Source organism: Niallia oryzisoli (assembly GCF_036670025.1).
Classification (GTDB): Bacteria; Bacillota; Bacilli; order Bacillales; family Cytobacillaceae; genus Bacillus_BD; species Bacillus_BD oryzisoli.
In genome coordinates, this window is the sequence record NZ_CP137640.1 from 2203551 (window position 1) to 2220054 (window position 16504).

The window sequence follows — 16504 nt, forward strand, 5'->3', positions numbered from 1 at the left end:
TAACTCATGTAAAAAGAAGATATTTTTAATTAGATTTTGACGAATTTTGCATATATAATGTGAATATAGTGAAAAACAGAGAAAAGTTAAAATCTTTCTCACTTAAAAAAAGCAAAAAAATATTTTTGTTAGAGCAGGAGTTTGGGATATAATATAATCGTGTGTATCCGGTTTCACTCTAACGGTAGGGAGGAATGCGCAAAACGTATCATAATATTTATTATTGTGTAATAATTATAAAGTTATGATATAATGATATAGTAAATTAATAATAACCTTGTTTTAGTATTAGTTTTTATGTCTTTCAATATAAAACCTAATAAACTACAAAATGCTATTATTCATTTACTCAAATTGTAAGCGCGTTCAAGCAAGAATTTTCACTCTATCCACGCAATAAAAATAATCTCGAAAGATTATTTTTATATAAAATTTCTAAGTATATAGTATTCTAGGAGGGACATTGATGGGGAAATATATTAGAGAAGACAAAGAGAAGTTGTCTTTCAAAGTCAATCGACAAGCATTTGTTAATCCAGAGATTTTAGAAACAGAGAGAGACGCTATTTTCAATAAGTGCTGGCTTTATATTGGACATGAATCTGAACTACCAAACAAAGGTGATTTCCATAGAAGAAAAGTTGGCGGACGTAACTTAATCTTTACTCGCAGCCAAGATGGCGAAATTCGCGCGTTCTATAACAGCTGTCCACACCGTGGAGCATTAGTTACTCGTGAAGCTTGTGGTAACTCTAAAGTATTCCGTTGCTTCTACCATGCATGGAGCTTTAATAACCAAGGTGAATTAGTTGGTATGCCTGATAAAGCAGGTTTCCCAAATGACCATAACTGTGATGGATCTAAAAACCTTGCTACAGTAAAGCGTCTTGAAAACTATCGCGGATTTATGTTTGTTAACTTCGACGATAACGCTATTTCTTTAGAAGATTACTTAGGAAACGCTAAAGAATATTTAGATTTAGTTGCTGACCAAGCATATGCTGCTGAAGATCCATCTCTTGGAATGGAAGTTCTAACAGATCCTCAACAATACAGCGTACGTGCTAACTGGAAGCTTCTAGGCGAAAACAGTGTTGACTTATACCATGGTGTACCAACACACAAAACTTATTTTGATATTGTTGCTACTCGTGGCGGTACAATGGAAAAAGACAGTCTTATTGGTGAAGGTAAAGACCTTGGCGGCGGACATGCTGTTATGGAATACTACTCTGCATGGCCAAGACCAGTAGGTAAATGGATCGAAGGTTACGGAGAAGAAGCAAAAGAAGTTATCGAAAAGAACATTGAAAGATTAGAAGCAAAATTCGGTAAAGAAAGAGCACACCGTATTGCTAAGAAAAACCGTAATATCTGGATTTTCCCTAACCTAATCATCAATGATATCATGGCTATCACAATCAGAACTTTCTATCCAATCGAACCTGGATATATTGAAGTAACTGGTTATGCATTAGCACCAAAAGCAGAAGGAGAAAACTTCAGACAAGTTCGTAACGATAGCTTCCTAGAATTCTTAGGACCATCAGGTTTCGCAACTCCAGACGACAACGAAGCACTTGAACTTTGTCAAGAAGGTTTCTTAAATGCTAAAGAAGTTGGCTGGAATGATATCTCTAAAGGTATGAACAGAGAAGTACCTCAAGCAACAGACGAAGCACAAATGCGTGCATTCTGGCGTAGATGGAATGAATTAATGTTAGCTGAAGAAGCAAAAAGAGAAGGCAAAGAAGCTGAGGGGGTTAACGCATGAATATAACACGTCAAGAAGTTGAAGATTTTTTATACCGTGAGGCAGAATTACTTGATGAATGGAAAATGCAAGAATGGGCAAATTTATTTGCTAAAGAAGGAACATATGCAATTCCTCCTATCGGCAGCCCAAATGCAGATTTCAGAACAGCTTTATTCCTAGTACATGATGATAGAGCACGTCTTGAGCAAAGAGCATTGCGTTTGTTAAAGAAAGAAGCTCACGTTGAATTTCCACACTCAAAAACAACACATACTGTGTCTAACGTAAGAATCGTAAGCAATGAAGATGGAGTTGTCACTGTAAAAGCGAACTTCATCACATACCGTGCTAAGCGTGACTTCCTAGATCCATATGTTGGTGTTAATGAGTACAAATTGGTAAATGAAGACGGCGAATTGAAAATTCTTTCTAAGAAAGTAATTCTTAACCTTGAAGCTTTACGCCCACAAGGTAAAGTAAGTATTATTCTATAATTTCGCAAAACACGCTTGGAACATCCAAGCGTGTTTTTTACTCTAATTTATTTGTTCATTACATATTTTATTTATTTGACTTTTATCGGATGAATGGATTATGTATAATATATTTTGTGAATAAATAAGTGAGTATCCAGCATTATCAATATCTAAAGGATGTTTAAGCTTATTTAATGATTTATTACATAAATTGTCGAAAGAGAGTGGGACTTTATGGGTCGTAAGTGGAACAATATTAAGGAAAAAAAGGCTTCAAAAGATGCTAATACAAGTCGTATCTATGCCAAATTTGGAAAGGAAATATATGTAGCTGCGAAGCAGGGGGAACCAGACCCAGAATCAAATCAGTCTTTACGCTTTGTTTTAGAGCGTGCAAAAACATATAATGTACCAAGACATATTATTGATCGTGCGATTGAAAAGGCAAAGGGCGGTTCTGAAGAAAACTACGACGAGCTTCGCTATGAAGGCTTCGGTCCAAACGGATCAATGATTATTGTTGATGCCTTAACAAATAATGTGAACCGTACAGCATCTGAAGTACGTGCTGCCTTTGGTAAAAACGGCGGAAACATGGGGGTAAGCGGATCGGTTGCTTATATGTTTGATGAAACAGCTGTAATCGGAGTTGAAGGAAAATCTTCGGATGAAGTGCTGGAGCTTTTAATGGAAGCCGACCTGGATGTCCGTGATATTCTTGAAGAAGATGATTCCGTTATTGTATATGCTGAACCGGATCAATTCCATGCTGTACAGGAAGCTTTTAAAACTGCAGGTGTAAGTGAATTTACCGTTGCAGAGCTCACCATGCTTGCCAAAAATGATGTGACATTACCAGAAGATGCAGTAGCGCAATTTGAAAAATTAATAGATGTTTTAGAAGATTTAGATGATGTTCAACAAGTGTATCACAATGTTGATTTAGGGGAATAATCAGTCGTTCCAAGGGTTTGAAGGCGATTATTAAACCTTAAAATTTAACTAACTGTGATATACTACTAAAAAATAACAGAAATTTATATTGATAAACGTTTAACCCACTTTTTGTATGAAAAATCATATGAAAGGTGGGTTTTTTCTGTGTTCTTAGAGGATATTTATAAAGAATTTTTTTATGAATTAGAAATTAAAAATTACAGTTCGCAAACAATTAAAGGGTACAAAAATAATAACTTAGCATTCATCAATTATTTAAAAAATGAATTTAACATTGAAGAAGTGGAGGATATTACAACAAAACATATTAAATCCTATCTTATGAATTTAAAAAAATAAAGGACTAACTGAATTGTATGTAAACACTATTCTCAAGAATATGCTCTCATTTTTTCGATTTATAGTTGAGGAAGGCTATATTGCAGAAAAGAGAAATCCGATTCTATCTGTAAAATTTATGCGTGAACCTAAAACAATAATTAAAATATTCACTGATGAAGAAATAAAACGAATGATAAATGTATACGGTACTCAAACCTATCTAGATATGAGAAATCGACTTATCTTAATGTTTCTCGTTGACTTGGGCATTAGAAACCTTGAATTATGTTCACTGACCCATATCGATATTTTACAAACCACAATCAAGATAAAGGGTAAGGGTAATAAAGAAAGACAACTTTACATTTCCCCTCTGCTAAAAAAGTACATGATCTAATATGAGAGAATTAAAGAGATGAATTTTAAGGATAAGATTATGACAGATTCTAATTACTTTTTATCAAGAAACGGTAAAGTGTTGACGGTTAATACAATTGAGATTATTTTAAAAAAAGCGGGGAAAAAAGCAAAAGCAAGAGAATTGATACGTTGTCCTCCGTATACCATTCGTCATTATTATGCTCAGAAACAATTGAAATTAGGCTTAGATGTGTACTCACTTTCGTGGTTATTAGGACATGAATCAACCCACATTATAACAAGATACTTACAATCATTGAAAGATGAAAACTTTGTAGAATTAGCGAAATCTACAAATCCGCTTTCAAACTTATGATTTAACCTGATGGTTCAACAAATTACTAAATAATCTTAAACATAGCAATGCTAATATTGCTGTAAAGAAACGAGAAGTAAAGGGAACGATATTAAAAACAACTTGAGGAGGTGTTTTAAATGAATGCAGAAGAAAAACTCGAAGAAATAAAAAATATATGCCAATCCATCACTCAACTAGATTTTGATCAATTTACTTCTAATGATGATCAAATTGAACTAGCCGAAGTTATTTTAGCGATTATTGGAAAATAAACGATTTTTGCTTCGGAACAATTCAAGGAGATAAATTATCACAGTATTCACCATTAAAATTAATTGATGATGATAAAGAACGAAGGAAAACGAGAACTAAAAGGAACTATAAATAATATTTTAAATAATGAAGCTCAGCCAATATGGCTAGGGCTTTTTTTATATATAAAAGTACGAAAAAGATATTATTGTATTTACATTTGCTAACGATAACCTTGGATTAGCCACTCGTGATATTTACGAAATATTATTGATTCAACGTCCAAATCAATATCCTATCTTGAATAAGGAGTTTGCTTATAGTGAGACCGATATCGAATAAACTGCATTACAAAATCGCCTTTATTAAAAGATAAAGAAAAAACTCAAAAGCGTAAAGGGTTAACGATTGTAACAATGAGGTTAACGCTTAAAGTTTCCTGAGCTTTTAACAATAGATATTCCCAAAATGACTGTTCTTGATTGGGAGATTATTGTAAAAGATTCACAAGGTAAACCTGATTTCGAGACAATGATGGAGAGGTTTCAATCAAAGAAATCCAATCATTTAATTCAGTTTTGTGTATTCGATGTAATTTATTATAAAGGCAAAAGAGTTAATTTACCTTAATTAGAGAGAAAAGAGCTGCTTGAAGGTATTCTCAACCAGAAAGAAAATATTGTGAAAGTACAATGGATGGTCGGTAATGGTGAATCATACTTCGATGTAGTTCGAAAAAATAACCTTAAAGGAATTGTCCTTAAAAAAGCTGATTCAAAATACAAAATTGGAAGCCGTTCACACGATTGGTTGAAAGTGATTAACTATCAGTATGTTGATACGTATATTACTGGCTTAAGTAAGAATCTATTTGGACTTTTACTGGCTGTAGAACAGGATGGTAAATCAAAGCCGGGTGGGATTTATGGAGTTCATGAAACCTGACGCTAAAAAAGAGTTTTATAAACAATATCATAATTATATTGTGGAGGAGAATAAGATTTTTATTTTTCTAGAACCTAAGATTAAATGCCGTGTGAAATTTAGAAACTATACAAAAGCTGGATTGTTAAGGATTCCTTCTTTTGTTGAATATATATCGTAAATCAATCAAGCATCCATTAGGGTGTCTTTATATATTTGATGTAAAAAAACAAAAATAATTGAAAAGGGATATGGAGTTAATTAGAAAAATATTGATGGAAATTGAACAAAAGGAAAGTCCATCTTCTTGGATAGAGTTGTCATATGATGATTATTCTAATGATGAAATAAACTACCATGTAAAATTATTATCAGAGGCACGCTTAATAGTAGCTGATTTTTATATCGGTGGACATTCAACTCAAAGACTAACATGGGAAGGACATGAGTTTTTAGAATCAATTAAAAAGTTTGGAACAAGGTTAAAGATACAGTTAAAGAAAAAGGTGGAGGTATTTCATTTGAAGTACTTAAATCTCTTGCAGTTCAATTATTGAAACAGTTATTTTTAGGATGAAAATTTAGGCACTCCCATTTTGAGGGTGTATTTTATTAATTAATTTCATTAAAAAAATCAATCAAAAAACTAATTGTAACGCTAATTTAATCTATTAACCTTTATTTTAATTATCATATAGAAGTAACAGGGGAAGTTACAAAGAATAGAGGGCTATGATGATGAATACAGACCTGTTTTATTATACAATATAAGGTGAAGCAAATTTCTATTCCTTCCATTATAGATAATAAGTCAATTTCAGGCACTCAATTATTGTTGGCTGATATTAATTCTATAGCTGTGATAGTGGATAAATGAATGATGATATACTGTTTCTAAGATATTGTAAAATTCAACCATATAAATTATAATAAATGTGTAAAATCTCATACTTAAAGTGCGTGTTAAAACGTTGTTATATCAATGTTCACTGTTAAATTTTAGATGATGTTCAACAAGTGTATCACAATGTTGATTTAGGGGAATAATTCCCGTAAGAGCAGACTTTTTATAAAAAAGATCTGCTCTTTTTAATAACTTTTTCCAGTTCAAATGTTTTCAATCTTCCCTTCATGCATGATAATGAAAATAGTTAGATTAGCAGAAGGAAGTGAGGAGTTTGTATCGATTTCGAAAGGGAATCGTAATTATTTGGATTATTTTAACACTTTTTATGGGGTATTTTGCGTTTCAGCTCCCTGGTATTCTTTCCGGAAGTGGTTTCGAAATGGAAGGGAGTTATGCAAGAACACAGAAAGTATTAGAAGAAGAATTTAATCAGGATCCAAGACCGTTGATTCTATTATTTGAAAAGGAAAAAGGCGCATCAAAGAGTAAATTTGAGGAGTTTATCTATGAAACGGTAAATCATTTATTGGAAGAGTATGATGGGGAAGCGGCACCGCCACAGTATAAAAATGATTACGCATATGTCTCCCTTTCTCTTAAGGATGACACTAATATCGATAAAATAAAGTCTCATTTACCGAAGCATGAAGAATTTGCAGTCTTTCTTACAGGAAGTAAGGTCATTGAAGAAGAAATGAGCCAAGGTTCACAAACGGATTTAAAAAATGCCGAAATGATTGGACTTCCCATTGCACTGATTGTACTGCTTATCGCTTTTGGAGGTTTGGTTGCTGCAGGCATACCGATTGTGATCGGGATAATTGCTGTCTTGTCAACGATGGGGATTGTCTATTTATTGGGCCATTATATAAATCTCTCCATTTTTGTTTTAAATGTCGTCCCAATGATCGGGCTTGCGCTTAGCATTGATTTTGCCCTACTTTATATTAATCGCTTCCGCGAAGAATTGACTAAACATCCTGTCAAGCAGGCCATTGCAAATACAACGAAAACAGCTGGACGTTCCATTGCTTTTTCTGGTATCTGCGTCGCTTTGGGCTTATCTGGGATGTTATTCATTGAAGTAGATATTTTCCGTTCGGTCGCTATTGGCGGGATTGCTGTTGTCATCGTTTCGGTATTATCAGCATTAACCTTTTTACCTGCCTTTTTATCGTTAATTGGCCATAAAATAAATAAAGCCATGATTATAAAGGGAACTCAGAATCAACAAGCAAAGTGGAAAAAATTTGCATCCTTTGTGATGAAGCGTCCGATTTTGATGACACTTGCTTCTCTCATTCTTTTAACCATTGCTTTATTACCGATAAAGGATATGGAGCTGGAAATTCCAGATGCTACCGCATTACCAGCAGACAGTGAAACGAGAATTGCCTATGAAATATTCGAAGATAACTTTCTACCAAGTGATGAGTCCAATGTCATCTTTGTCCTTCAAACAAAGGATAATCTGTTAACGAAAAAATCCCTCCTCAAGGTTGAAGACTTTATTTCAAAGCTTGAAGAAGAAGGCCTTGTTAACAAAGTAGATTCTATTTTTTCTGCTGCCGGCGTTCATACGGAAGAGTTTCTTGCAATAATACAGAATACACAGATGAAAACACAGGTTCAGCCTTTATTAGACTCATTTACAACAAATAATAAGACACTTTTATATGTGACGATCGATGCACCCGCTACATCAGAAAAGGCAAAGGATTGGGTACGTGATATAGAAGGGGAAGATATGCCATTAAGTTTTACTGTCGGGGGATTTTCAAAGTTTAATCAGGAAATATTTGATGAAATTTATGAAAAAGTCCCGCTCGGACTCTTATTGATTATAGGCTCGACTTACTTGATTTTACTCGTTGCCTTCCGCTCTGTATTGATTCCTTTAAAAGCGATCTTGATGAATATGTTTTCATTAGGCGCAGCATTTGGAATTGTTGTGTGGATATTCCAAGAAGGACATTTAGGCAACGCCCCTACGGCCATCGGGCTAATGATACCGGTTATTGCATTTGCAGTCGTTTTTGGTCTCAGTATGGATTATGAGGTATTTTTAATTTCACGGATTCAAGAAGAATATCTTCGTACAAAAGATAATAATTTAGCGACATTGCAAGGACTGACTATCACAAGCAAAATTATCACGGCTGCCGCAGCAATTATGATTGTCGTAACGGGAGCATTTGCCTTCACTGAAATAGTTCCTGTCAAACAAATAGGAATAGCCGTAGCGTTATCTATCTTAATTGATGCAACCATCGTACGGATGATTCTCGTACCTTCCTTAATGAAGTTATTAGGGGATTGGAACTGGTGGGTGCCTTTTAAAAGGGAAAAGGTTAGAAAACCCGGAAAATAATTCCGGGTTTTCTATTTGTATCCACAAATCATTTTGACTGCATTTATCTGACTTCCTGAAAATATTTTTGCTCCTTTAAAACTGAATTGGCAATATTGGCAGCATGATTCCCAATCCGTCCTAAGTTGCTAATAAGATCAATAAAGACAATTCCGGACTGGGGACTGCATTCTCCAGATTGTAATTGCAATACATGCTGCGTACGAAGATCTTCGATCATGTGATCAATAAGGACATTCTTTTTGATTACTTCATTGGCCAAATCCTTATTATTTTGATCTAATGAAATCATAGCAGATTTAACAGTACCAATAGTTATTTCAAACATTTCATCCAAGTTCACTAATGCTTGGTCGGAAAAGTTCACCTTCATTGCTATGTGATATTCAGTATGTTCGATGATATTTTCAAAAAGCTCTCCGATACTTTTAATATCGCGTACTGTATTGATCAGCTTCTTTTGTTCTTCAGACTCATACTCTGATAACGAGAATAACCCAATATCAACAAGATAATTTGTAATTTTTCGATCTAAATTGCTCAACAATTCCTCAGCCTGCTTTGAATTTTTAGCGAGCTTCTCCTTCCTTGTTTTTAAAAAAAGATGTGATTCTTCAAGTCCTTTAATGGCTAAATTCCCCATAAAGATGACCTCTTCTTTTGCCTGGCCTATTGCAATAGCCGTAGATTGTTCAATTAAACGGGGATTAAGCCTTTTTGAACGATACTCCATGAGAGAATCCTTACCAGGAATCAACTTCTGAATTAAAAGGATTAGTACATTTATAAAAGGAAGAAAGAGAAGACTGCTCAAAATATTATAAATACCGTGTGCAAATGCAATAGCCATCTCAGGGCTTAAATGAAAAGCTGAGGTTAACGATAAAATAACAGCAGCAAATGGCTTCAATAGAATTAAAAAGATAATCATACCAACGACATTGACAAGTACATGAATACCCGCTGTTCTTTTAGCTGCGATCGATGCACCTATCGAAACAATAACAGCAGTAACGGTTGTTCCGATATTATCACCATATAAAATAGGTAAAGCCGCTTCAAGCGAGATAAATGATTCTGCATAAAATCCTTGTAAAATTCCAATCGTTGCACTGGAACTATGGATCAGCATCGTGGAGATTGTACCTAATAGAACCCCCAATAATGGAGTCGAACTTAACTGTAAGGTAAGCTCCTGAAAGGCATCCAGCCTACTGACAGGCTCCATTCCCTGGTTGATCAAATCCATACCATAAAAAAGTGACCCAAGCCCAAAGAAAATTTGTCCAATATTTTTGAGCATTTGTTTTCTAAAGAAAAACAAAAGAAATGCTCCAATGGCAATAATGGGCAAAGCGTATTCTTCAATATTGATTCCGATAATAAAAGCTGTGACGGTTGTACCAATATTGGCACCAAGGATCACCCCAATGGCCTGGCGCAAGGTCATAAAACCTGCACTTACTAGGCCGACTGTAATGACAGTCGTTGCGGTACTGCTTTGAATCATCCCCGTTACAACTATACCTGCTAAAAATCCGATTAGTGGATTTGATGTAAATCGATCAAGTATATCCTTTATTTTATTACCGGCGCATTTTTGAAGTCCCGTCCGCATGATTGTTATGCCGTATAGAAAGATCCCCAGACCCCCGAGCAATTCAAATATCATTCGTTGAACATCTATTTCCACATTTTCAACCCCTGACTACATTGTTCGACAAAAAAATACATATCTATTAAATTATGCAGTAAAGCTTGCGGTAAAGCAATTGTAACGATAATTTTTTTTACAAATTCTTAATAATTTCTATATTTTTTTTTAATAATTAAGTGGTACTAGACCCTTTCTTATTAATAATTGAAACAGATTAATAGGACAGCCATATATGAAATGATGATGTAACGTTTTGTTATAATTGAGGTTATTTATTCCATTTCAGTTTAAAAGTGGTTTCCAATTTTATTTGGGTTTATTTTCCACGGGAAAGGATAATAGTTTTGCAGCAAGGTTTATCCTTTCTATTAATCTATTACCAATTTTTAGCTCATGAATCATTATGTTACAACTGATAGCCTAGTAATAGACAAACAATGCAGATTACTAGGAGGTATTCATGAAGAAGTTTAAAAAGTTAAAAATCGCAGCATTAGCATTGGTGACAACAGTATCATTATTTACATTTCAACCGCCGGCTGAAACTGAAGCGGCAAGTACCACACACACGGTATATTCAGGAGATACTCTATGGAAAATCAGTAATCGATATGGTGTAGGATTAAATGCATTAAGAGAAGCAAATAACCAGTCTGGTAATATGATTTATGTTGGTCAGAAGCTGGTAATTCCACAATCTATCATTTCTGAAAGTGATAAGGATCTGCTTGCTCGTTTAGTTTCTGCTGAAGCTAAGGGTGAGCCATATGCAGGTAAAGTAGCAGTCGCAACCGTTATTCTTAACCGTTTAGACCATCCTGATTTTCCTAATACGGTAAAAGAGGTTATTTATCAAATTGATCAAGGTCATTATGCATTTACACCTGTTCAAAACGGAACAATCTATCAACCTGCTGATGCAGAATCCAAAAAAGCAGTCTATGAAGCTCTTGCTTTTAGAGGCCAAGGAAACGGCTCCATATATTTCTATAATCCAAACACGTCTACAAGCAGTTGGATCTATTCAAGAACCACAACAGTTACAATTGGCAACCACCGATTTGCAAAGTAAACAATAAAAAAGGCTGACTCCATGAAAGGAGCCGGCCTTTTTTTTGTTGTTTACTCTACAAAGCGAAAAAATTTTGATAGAATAAATGCTGGCAAAAAATTGATTGTTAAAACGAAAAGGGAGGAATCTTGAAAGGATGGACCTACCTTTTTTATTTACTACATAGATGATTATGATAATTGGAGTGAGCGCAGTGAGTCAAACATTCGCTAAATGGTATGATTTCTTCATGTATCCTTTGGAGCAAGGAAAATTCAAACAGATTCGTGGAGAATTACTAAAGAAAGCACATGGAAAAGTCATTGAAATCGGGGCTGGAACAGGGATTAATTTTCCTCTATATAAGAGGGTAGAAAGCGTGACCGCCATTGAACCTAGTTCCTTTATGATTGAACGATCGAAAAAGAATCTACATGCAGCTTCTGTTCCAATCGATATCATTCAATCGGGGGCAGAAAAATTGCCCTTTAGTGATCACACATTTGATACCGTCGTTGCAACGTTAGTATTTTGTACCATCCCTGATACAGAAAAGTCTTTACAGGAAATCAAAAGAATTTGTAAACCGAATGGAAAAATACTTCTATTTGAACATGTCAAAATGGACAATCCCTATTTGGCACGGCTGCAGAAACAATTAACCCCCTATTGGAGTAAAATTTGTGATGGCTGCCAATTAGATCGGGAAACGGTTCAGACTGTCACAGCAAATGGTTTCCATCTTATAGAATTAAAAAAGTATTATCACGGTCTTTTTGTCACTATGGAGCTGGAAATCAAATAACGGAAAAATTTTCAAGGAATGGTTGCATATTCATATTCCTTACTTACACAGTGTGCTATAATATATTCAGAAAAGTCAAATAGTGGACGGTGTGTGAATAATGAGCAGCCGAAAAAGGGAAAGTACTGGATTTCTACTTAAACAGAGGGCGTTTTTAAAGTTATACCTCATCACCAATATTGAAAATGGTAGATGGTATGGCCTGCAGCTGTTAGATGAAATGCGAAAGGAATTTCAACCATTTGGCTTTGAACCGCAGCATTCAGAAATATACCGGGCCTTACATGATTTATTAGAAGACGGCATACTGACAAGAGGAAAAATAAAAAAAGGCGACTCCAAGTATCAAGAGGTTGCGGTTTATTCCATCAAGGACAAAGAAAAAGCAAAAACTTATAAAAAAATGGTTAAAGCTGATTTAGATCGCTCATCACAAATACTTAGAAAAGCACTGGAAGATAATTATTCATAGTTATTGCAGTAATAGATTAGAGGACTTTTAGCCGGCAGGTTTGTACTGCCGGTTATTTTATTTACTGTCTTGTGATTCTGTCGTATTTTGTCTATATTTATATAGTAAAGACAAATGTCATGACAACATGATGGAGGCTGCAATATGACAGAAAAAACAATTTCACAGAAAAAGCTATTAGGGGTAGCAGGGGTAGGATGGATGTTCGATGCTATGGATGTTGGGATGCTATCATTTGTAATTGCTGCTTTAGCAGCCGACTGGAGTTTAACACCTGGGCAAATGGGCATGATTGGCAGTATTAATTCAATTGGAATGGCTGTTGGAGCCTTTCTATTTGGCGTTATGTCTGACCGGATCGGGCGGAAAAATATTTTCATCATTACATTGCTCATGTTTTCACTCGCAGGAGGTCTATCCGCATTTTCGACAACCCTTACCGTATTCCTCATTTTACGTTTCTTCGTCGGTATGGGGCTTGGCGGTGAATTACCCGTTGCATCAACGCTTGTTTCGGAAAGTGTTCCTGCTCAAGACCGCGGGCGTGTAATTGTATTACTGGAAAGTTTTTGGGCATTCGGCTGGCTGCTTTCTGCACTCATCTCATATTTTGTAATTCCATCCTACGGGTGGCAGATTGCGCTTATTATCAGCGCGATTCCAGCAATTTATGCTTTATATTTACGTTTACAATTACCCGATTCACCGGCTTTTTCACCAAATAAGATGAAAAAGCGGACTGCTTGGCAAAATATTAAGGAAGTGTGGTCTAAGGAATATGCCCGTTCTACCTTGGTATTATGGGTACTTTGGTTTACAGTTGTCTTTTCATACTATGGTATGTTCCTATGGCTTCCAAGTGTGATGGTAATGAAAGGCTTTAGTATGATCCAAAGCTTTGAATACGTACTGATTATGACATTAGCACAGTTGCCTGGATATTATTCTGCTGCTTGGCTGATTGAACGAATGGGGCGTAAATTTGTCCTTGTTACTTATTTATTAGGGACTGCAGCATCGGCTCTTGCTTTTGGAAACGCAGAAGCGACTTGGTTATTGTTGTTATCAGGTATTCTATTGTCATTTTTTAATCTTGGTGCTTGGGGAGCACTTTATGCTTATAGCCCTGAGCAGTATCCGGCTGTCATTCGCGGAACCGGCTCAGGTATGGCAGCGGCAGTCGGCAGAGTTGGCGGAATACTCGGGCCGCTGCTTGTAGGCTCTCTAGTCAGCGCTGAATATTCTATTTCATTTATTTTCACGCTATTTTGTATCAGTATCGTTATTGGCGTGGTAGCCGTAGCCTTCTTTGGTAGAGAAACTCGACAGCTGGAATTAACATAAAAAATCGCTCAATAGGTGCTTGCCATCTATTGAGCGATTTTTTATTCATTATCCTTTATCTTGATTGGATGGGTCATGCGTTACAATGTCGCCAACCATATAAGCGTCACTTACTTGTTCATGAGTATCTGCTAAACCTTTTGACTCTTGATTATTTTTTTCATAATCACTTGAATCATAAATTTTGTTAACTGGTTTAAAATTATTTCCTTGATTTTTACCCATATCCAGTACCTCCTTTATGCCTTTAGCTTTCTTCAAAATAATGAGAACCATTCCTTTGATTATAGAAAAACAAATATACGGACATTATACAAAGAGATTTGTTACAATAGACAGTATCAACACATTGCATATTCCATCAAGAAAATAGAATGATCTAAAGGCTGTGAAAAATATGTGTTTAATTTTATTTGCCTACCATGCACATCCAACCTATAAGCTAATCGTCGCAGCGAACAGAGACGAATTTTATCAAAGACCGACTGCACCAGCACAGTATTGGGAAGACATCCCAGACATTCTCGCCGGCCGTGATTTAGAAAAAATGGGTACCTGGATGGGTGTAACGTCAAATGGACGATTCTCTGCATTAACCAACTATAGGGACCCAAGCGAGTTTTCATTGAAGAAACGTTCGCGCGGAGAATTGGTGGCAGATGCATTACAGTACAAAGGCGATTTAAATGCTTATATGGAAATGTTGGCAGACAAAAAAGACGAGTATCCCGGATATAATTTACTAGCTGGAGAGGCCAATCAACTGTACTATTATTCGAACAAAAGTGATCATTTACAAAGACTGATGCCGGGAATTTATGGTGTAAGCAATCATTTACTGGATACCGAATGGCCTAAGGTACAAAAGGGGAAGGCAGGCTTATCTTCCATTATTAAAGAAACAAACGACGATATGGTTGAGAAGCTTTTTACGCTGCTCCAAAACTCGGACCCCGCCCCAGAACAACTCCTGCCAAATACAGGTGTTCCACTTGAAATGGAAAGAATGCTTTCACCTTTGTTTATTAAAAGCCCTGATTATGGGACAAGAAGCTCTACCGTAATTAGAATGACAGATGATGAGATTCTATTTCATGAGCGTATCTTTACTAACAATGAGAGGAAAGATCAGGAATTTACGATTCATCTCAAGAATGAATACTAAAATTGTATACATATCCGGAAAAACGAAGCAATAGGGGGTGCCAGCTTTGTTAGCTGTAATCGAAAAATCAGGGAATGGGTATCTTGCACAGTTTGAACGCCATCTTAAACATTCAATTGAGGATGTATGGGCGTATTTAACAGAAAATGATTTATTGTGTAAATGGTTTTCCGAGCTTCATGTTGAAGAGCTCAAAAAAGGCGGGCTTATCAAATTTGATATGGGCGATGGAACTTTTGAAGAGATAACCATTCTGGATCTTGAGCATCATGCTATATTGGAATATACATGGGGTGACGATACCGTTCGTTTTGAATTACAAAAAGAAGCCGGCGGATGCCAGTTAATTTTAAAAGAAAGCATAAAAACATTAACAAAACACACTCCAAAAGATCTTGCAGGATGGCATGTTTGTCTTGATGTGATTCAGGCCTTGCTTGATGGCAAGACAATTGATAGCCGGGAAGAAGAATGGAAGAAGTGGTATGAACAGTATGTTAAGAATGTCGAAGTATATAATGAAATGAAATAGCGGACAGAATACTGTCCGCTATTTATCACGTATCATTTAAAGCTAGATCACCATTAATTTAATGATTTTTTTGGTCAAGCTCCACCAATAGTTCCCCAATTTTCTTATCTTGAATGACTTCGTCTGCATACATATCAAAATCAGTTTTTTCCATGTTGACAATAACTAGCTTTGCTCCGTTTTCCTTCGCAATTAAGGGAAATTGATTGGCAGGCGTAACGCTAAGAGAGGAGCCTAACACAACAAACAGCTCTGCCTTTGTTGCTTCCTCATAAGCTGTTTGAAACGCTTTTTCCGGCAGTGATTCGCCAAATAAGACAATGGACGGGCGCAAAACCCCACCGCAAGTACAGTAATATTCTTGATGAATGTATTCTTCACTGCTGTATTCCTTCCCGCATGACTGGCAGTGCAGCTTTTGCAAAGTACCATGTAATTCCGCAACCTGTTGACTTCCTGCTTGCTGATGAAAACCATCTACATTTTGTGTAATAATGTGTTTGACAATCTTTTGCTTTTCCCAGTCAGCCAGAATAAAGTGTCCTTTATGCGGTTTATATTCTTTTACGCCTAAGACTCTTTCACGATAAAAAGCAATAAATTCATGGACATTTTCATTTAAGGCTTTAGTACTCGCAATCTTGCTTGGATCCTTTTTCTTCCACATTCCTTGATTAGAGGAACGGAAATCAGGCAGCCCGCTTTCCGTTGACATACCAGCACCAGTAAAAACAACCGTATAATCGGATTCCTGTAACCATTTTTTCAACATCATGATTAATTACCCCTTACCATT

At 35.8% G+C, this 16504-nt stretch carries 19 protein-coding genes; 16 read left to right on the forward strand and 3 right to left on the reverse strand.

The window, feature by feature from the left end:
* The first annotated feature begins 499 nt into the window (after positions 1-499).
* The 10 genes from R4Z09_RS11100 to R4Z09_RS11140 all read left to right on the forward strand — a co-directional run bounded on the left by R4Z09_RS11100 (position 500) and on the right by R4Z09_RS11140 (position 8682).
* Positions 500-1774 carry an aromatic ring-hydroxylating dioxygenase subunit alpha gene (locus tag R4Z09_RS11100; RefSeq protein ID WP_338452375.1) on the forward strand — a complete coding sequence of 425 codons (1275 nt, stop codon included), beginning with the start codon at positions 500-502 and terminating at the stop codon, positions 1772-1774.
* Positions 1771-2250 (forward strand): aromatic-ring-hydroxylating dioxygenase subunit beta, encoded by a 480-nt coding sequence (locus R4Z09_RS11105; RefSeq protein WP_338452376.1) that lies wholly within the window; start codon positions 1771-1773, stop codon positions 2248-2250. The genes R4Z09_RS11100 and R4Z09_RS11105 overlap by 4 nt, the downstream gene beginning before the upstream one ends.
* 216 nt (positions 2251-2466) lie before the next feature.
* Positions 2467-3186, forward strand: coding sequence for a YebC/PmpR family DNA-binding transcriptional regulator (locus R4Z09_RS11110; RefSeq protein WP_338452377.1), 720 nt, complete (start codon positions 2467-2469; stop codon positions 3184-3186).
* Between the two features lie 147 nt (positions 3187-3333).
* The gene (locus R4Z09_RS11115; RefSeq protein WP_338452378.1) at positions 3334-3528 is read left to right on the forward strand and encodes a phage integrase N-terminal SAM-like domain-containing protein; all 195 of its coding nucleotides are present in this window, start codon (positions 3334-3336) and stop codon (positions 3526-3528) included.
* Between the two features lie 208 nt (positions 3529-3736).
* Positions 3737-3907: a tyrosine-type recombinase/integrase gene (locus tag R4Z09_RS31035; RefSeq protein ID WP_422392296.1), complete on the forward strand. Its 171-nt coding sequence runs from the start codon at positions 3737-3739 to the stop codon at positions 3905-3907.
* Between the two features lie 18 nt (positions 3908-3925).
* Positions 3926-4246 carry a tyrosine-type recombinase/integrase gene (locus tag R4Z09_RS11120; RefSeq protein ID WP_338452379.1) on the forward strand — a complete coding sequence of 107 codons (321 nt, stop codon included), beginning with the start codon at positions 3926-3928 and terminating at the stop codon, positions 4244-4246.
* Positions 4247-4365: 119 nt separating this feature from the next.
* The gene (locus R4Z09_RS11125) at positions 4366-4500 is read left to right on the forward strand and encodes a hypothetical protein (RefSeq protein ID WP_338452380.1); all 135 of its coding nucleotides are present in this window, start codon (positions 4366-4368) and stop codon (positions 4498-4500) included.
* Positions 4501-5161: 661 nt separating this feature from the next.
* Positions 5162-5425 carry a hypothetical protein gene (locus R4Z09_RS11130; RefSeq protein WP_338452381.1) on the forward strand — a complete coding sequence of 88 codons (264 nt, stop codon included), beginning with the start codon at positions 5162-5164 and terminating at the stop codon, positions 5423-5425.
* 230 nt (positions 5426-5655) lie between these two features.
* Entirely contained in the window at positions 5656-5961 is a 306-nt protein-coding gene (locus tag R4Z09_RS11135; protein WP_338452382.1) for a DUF2513 domain-containing protein, read from the forward strand.
* 612 nt (positions 5962-6573) lie between these two features.
* The gene (locus R4Z09_RS11140; protein WP_338452383.1) at positions 6574-8682 is read left to right on the forward strand and encodes an MMPL family transporter; all 2109 of its coding nucleotides are present in this window, start codon (positions 6574-6576) and stop codon (positions 8680-8682) included.
* A 43-nt stretch (positions 8683-8725) separates the two neighbouring features.
* Here R4Z09_RS11140 and R4Z09_RS11145 read toward each other — a convergent pair whose 3' ends face one another.
* The gene (locus R4Z09_RS11145) at positions 8726-10375 is read right to left on the reverse strand and encodes a Na/Pi cotransporter family protein (RefSeq protein WP_338452384.1); all 1650 of its coding nucleotides are present in this window, start codon (positions 10373-10375) and stop codon (positions 8726-8728) included.
* Positions 10376-10799: 424 nt separating this feature from the next.
* Here R4Z09_RS11145 and R4Z09_RS11150 point away from each other — a divergent pair, with 424 nt between their 5' ends.
* From R4Z09_RS11150 to R4Z09_RS11165, 4 genes are all read left to right on the forward strand, one after another.
* Positions 10800-11411, forward strand: a complete 612-nt coding sequence (locus R4Z09_RS11150) for a cell wall hydrolase (RefSeq protein ID WP_338452385.1) — start codon at positions 10800-10802, stop codon at positions 11409-11411.
* A gap of 193 nt (positions 11412-11604) precedes the next feature.
* The gene (locus R4Z09_RS11155; RefSeq protein WP_338452386.1) at positions 11605-12195 is read left to right on the forward strand and encodes a class I SAM-dependent methyltransferase; all 591 of its coding nucleotides are present in this window, start codon (positions 11605-11607) and stop codon (positions 12193-12195) included.
* A 100-nt stretch (positions 12196-12295) separates the two neighbouring features.
* Complete coding sequence (locus tag R4Z09_RS11160; protein ID WP_338452387.1) at positions 12296-12667, forward strand: Replication termination protein; 372 nt, start codon at positions 12296-12298, stop codon at positions 12665-12667.
* Positions 12668-12811: 144 nt separating this feature from the next.
* The gene (locus tag R4Z09_RS11165) at positions 12812-14011 is read left to right on the forward strand and encodes an MFS transporter (RefSeq protein WP_338452388.1); all 1200 of its coding nucleotides are present in this window, start codon (positions 12812-12814) and stop codon (positions 14009-14011) included.
* Positions 14012-14059: 48 nt separating this feature from the next.
* Here R4Z09_RS11165 and R4Z09_RS11170 read toward each other — a convergent pair whose 3' ends face one another.
* The gene (locus R4Z09_RS11170) at positions 14060-14236 is read right to left on the reverse strand and encodes a YozQ family protein (RefSeq protein WP_338452389.1); all 177 of its coding nucleotides are present in this window, start codon (positions 14234-14236) and stop codon (positions 14060-14062) included.
* A 172-nt stretch (positions 14237-14408) separates the two neighbouring features.
* On the opposite strand from R4Z09_RS11170, the gene R4Z09_RS11175 reads away from it, so the two are divergent.
* Both R4Z09_RS11175 and R4Z09_RS11180 read left to right on the forward strand, forming a co-directional pair.
* Positions 14409-15176: an NRDE family protein gene (locus tag R4Z09_RS11175; RefSeq protein ID WP_338452390.1), complete on the forward strand. Its 768-nt coding sequence runs from the start codon at positions 14409-14411 to the stop codon at positions 15174-15176.
* Between the two features lie 46 nt (positions 15177-15222).
* The gene (locus R4Z09_RS11180) at positions 15223-15708 is read left to right on the forward strand and encodes an SRPBCC family protein (RefSeq protein ID WP_338452391.1); all 486 of its coding nucleotides are present in this window, start codon (positions 15223-15225) and stop codon (positions 15706-15708) included.
* A 58-nt stretch (positions 15709-15766) separates the two neighbouring features.
* Here the strand turns inward: R4Z09_RS11180 and R4Z09_RS11185 are convergent, their stop codons facing one another.
* Positions 15767-16480 (reverse strand): NAD-dependent protein deacylase, encoded by a 714-nt coding sequence (locus tag R4Z09_RS11185; protein WP_338453250.1) that lies wholly within the window; start codon positions 16478-16480, stop codon positions 15767-15769.
* Positions 16481-16504 lie beyond the last annotated feature (24 nt).

Coding starts and splice junctions, on each gene's coding strand:
- R4Z09_RS11105 (WP_338452376.1), top strand. CDS start 1,771: ATGAATATAACACGTCAAGAAGTTGAAGATTTTTTATACCGTGAGGCA.
- R4Z09_RS11175 (WP_338452390.1), top strand. CDS start 14,409: ATGTGTTTAATTTTATTTGCCTACCATGCACATCCAACCTATAAGCTA.
- R4Z09_RS11120 (WP_338452379.1), top strand. CDS start 3,926: ATGAATTTTAAGGATAAGATTATGACAGATTCTAATTACTTTTTATCA.
- R4Z09_RS11170 (WP_338452389.1), bottom strand. CDS start 14,236: ATGGGTAAAAATCAAGGAAATAATTTTAAACCAGTTAACAAAATTTAT.
- R4Z09_RS31035 (WP_422392296.1), top strand. CDS start 3,737: ATGAGAAATCGACTTATCTTAATGTTTCTCGTTGACTTGGGCATTAGA.
- R4Z09_RS11165 (WP_338452388.1), top strand. CDS start 12,812: ATGACAGAAAAAACAATTTCACAGAAAAAGCTATTAGGGGTAGCAGGG.
- R4Z09_RS11160 (WP_338452387.1), top strand. CDS start 12,296: ATGAGCAGCCGAAAAAGGGAAAGTACTGGATTTCTACTTAAACAGAGG.
- R4Z09_RS11125 (WP_338452380.1), top strand. CDS start 4,366: ATGAATGCAGAAGAAAAACTCGAAGAAATAAAAAATATATGCCAATCC.
- R4Z09_RS11110 (WP_338452377.1), top strand. CDS start 2,467: ATGGGTCGTAAGTGGAACAATATTAAGGAAAAAAAGGCTTCAAAAGAT.
- R4Z09_RS11150 (WP_338452385.1), top strand. CDS start 10,800: ATGAAGAAGTTTAAAAAGTTAAAAATCGCAGCATTAGCATTGGTGACA.
- R4Z09_RS11135 (WP_338452382.1), top strand. CDS start 5,656: ATGGAGTTAATTAGAAAAATATTGATGGAAATTGAACAAAAGGAAAGT.
- R4Z09_RS11185 (WP_338453250.1), bottom strand. CDS start 16,480: ATGTTGAAAAAATGGTTACAGGAATCCGATTATACGGTTGTTTTTACT.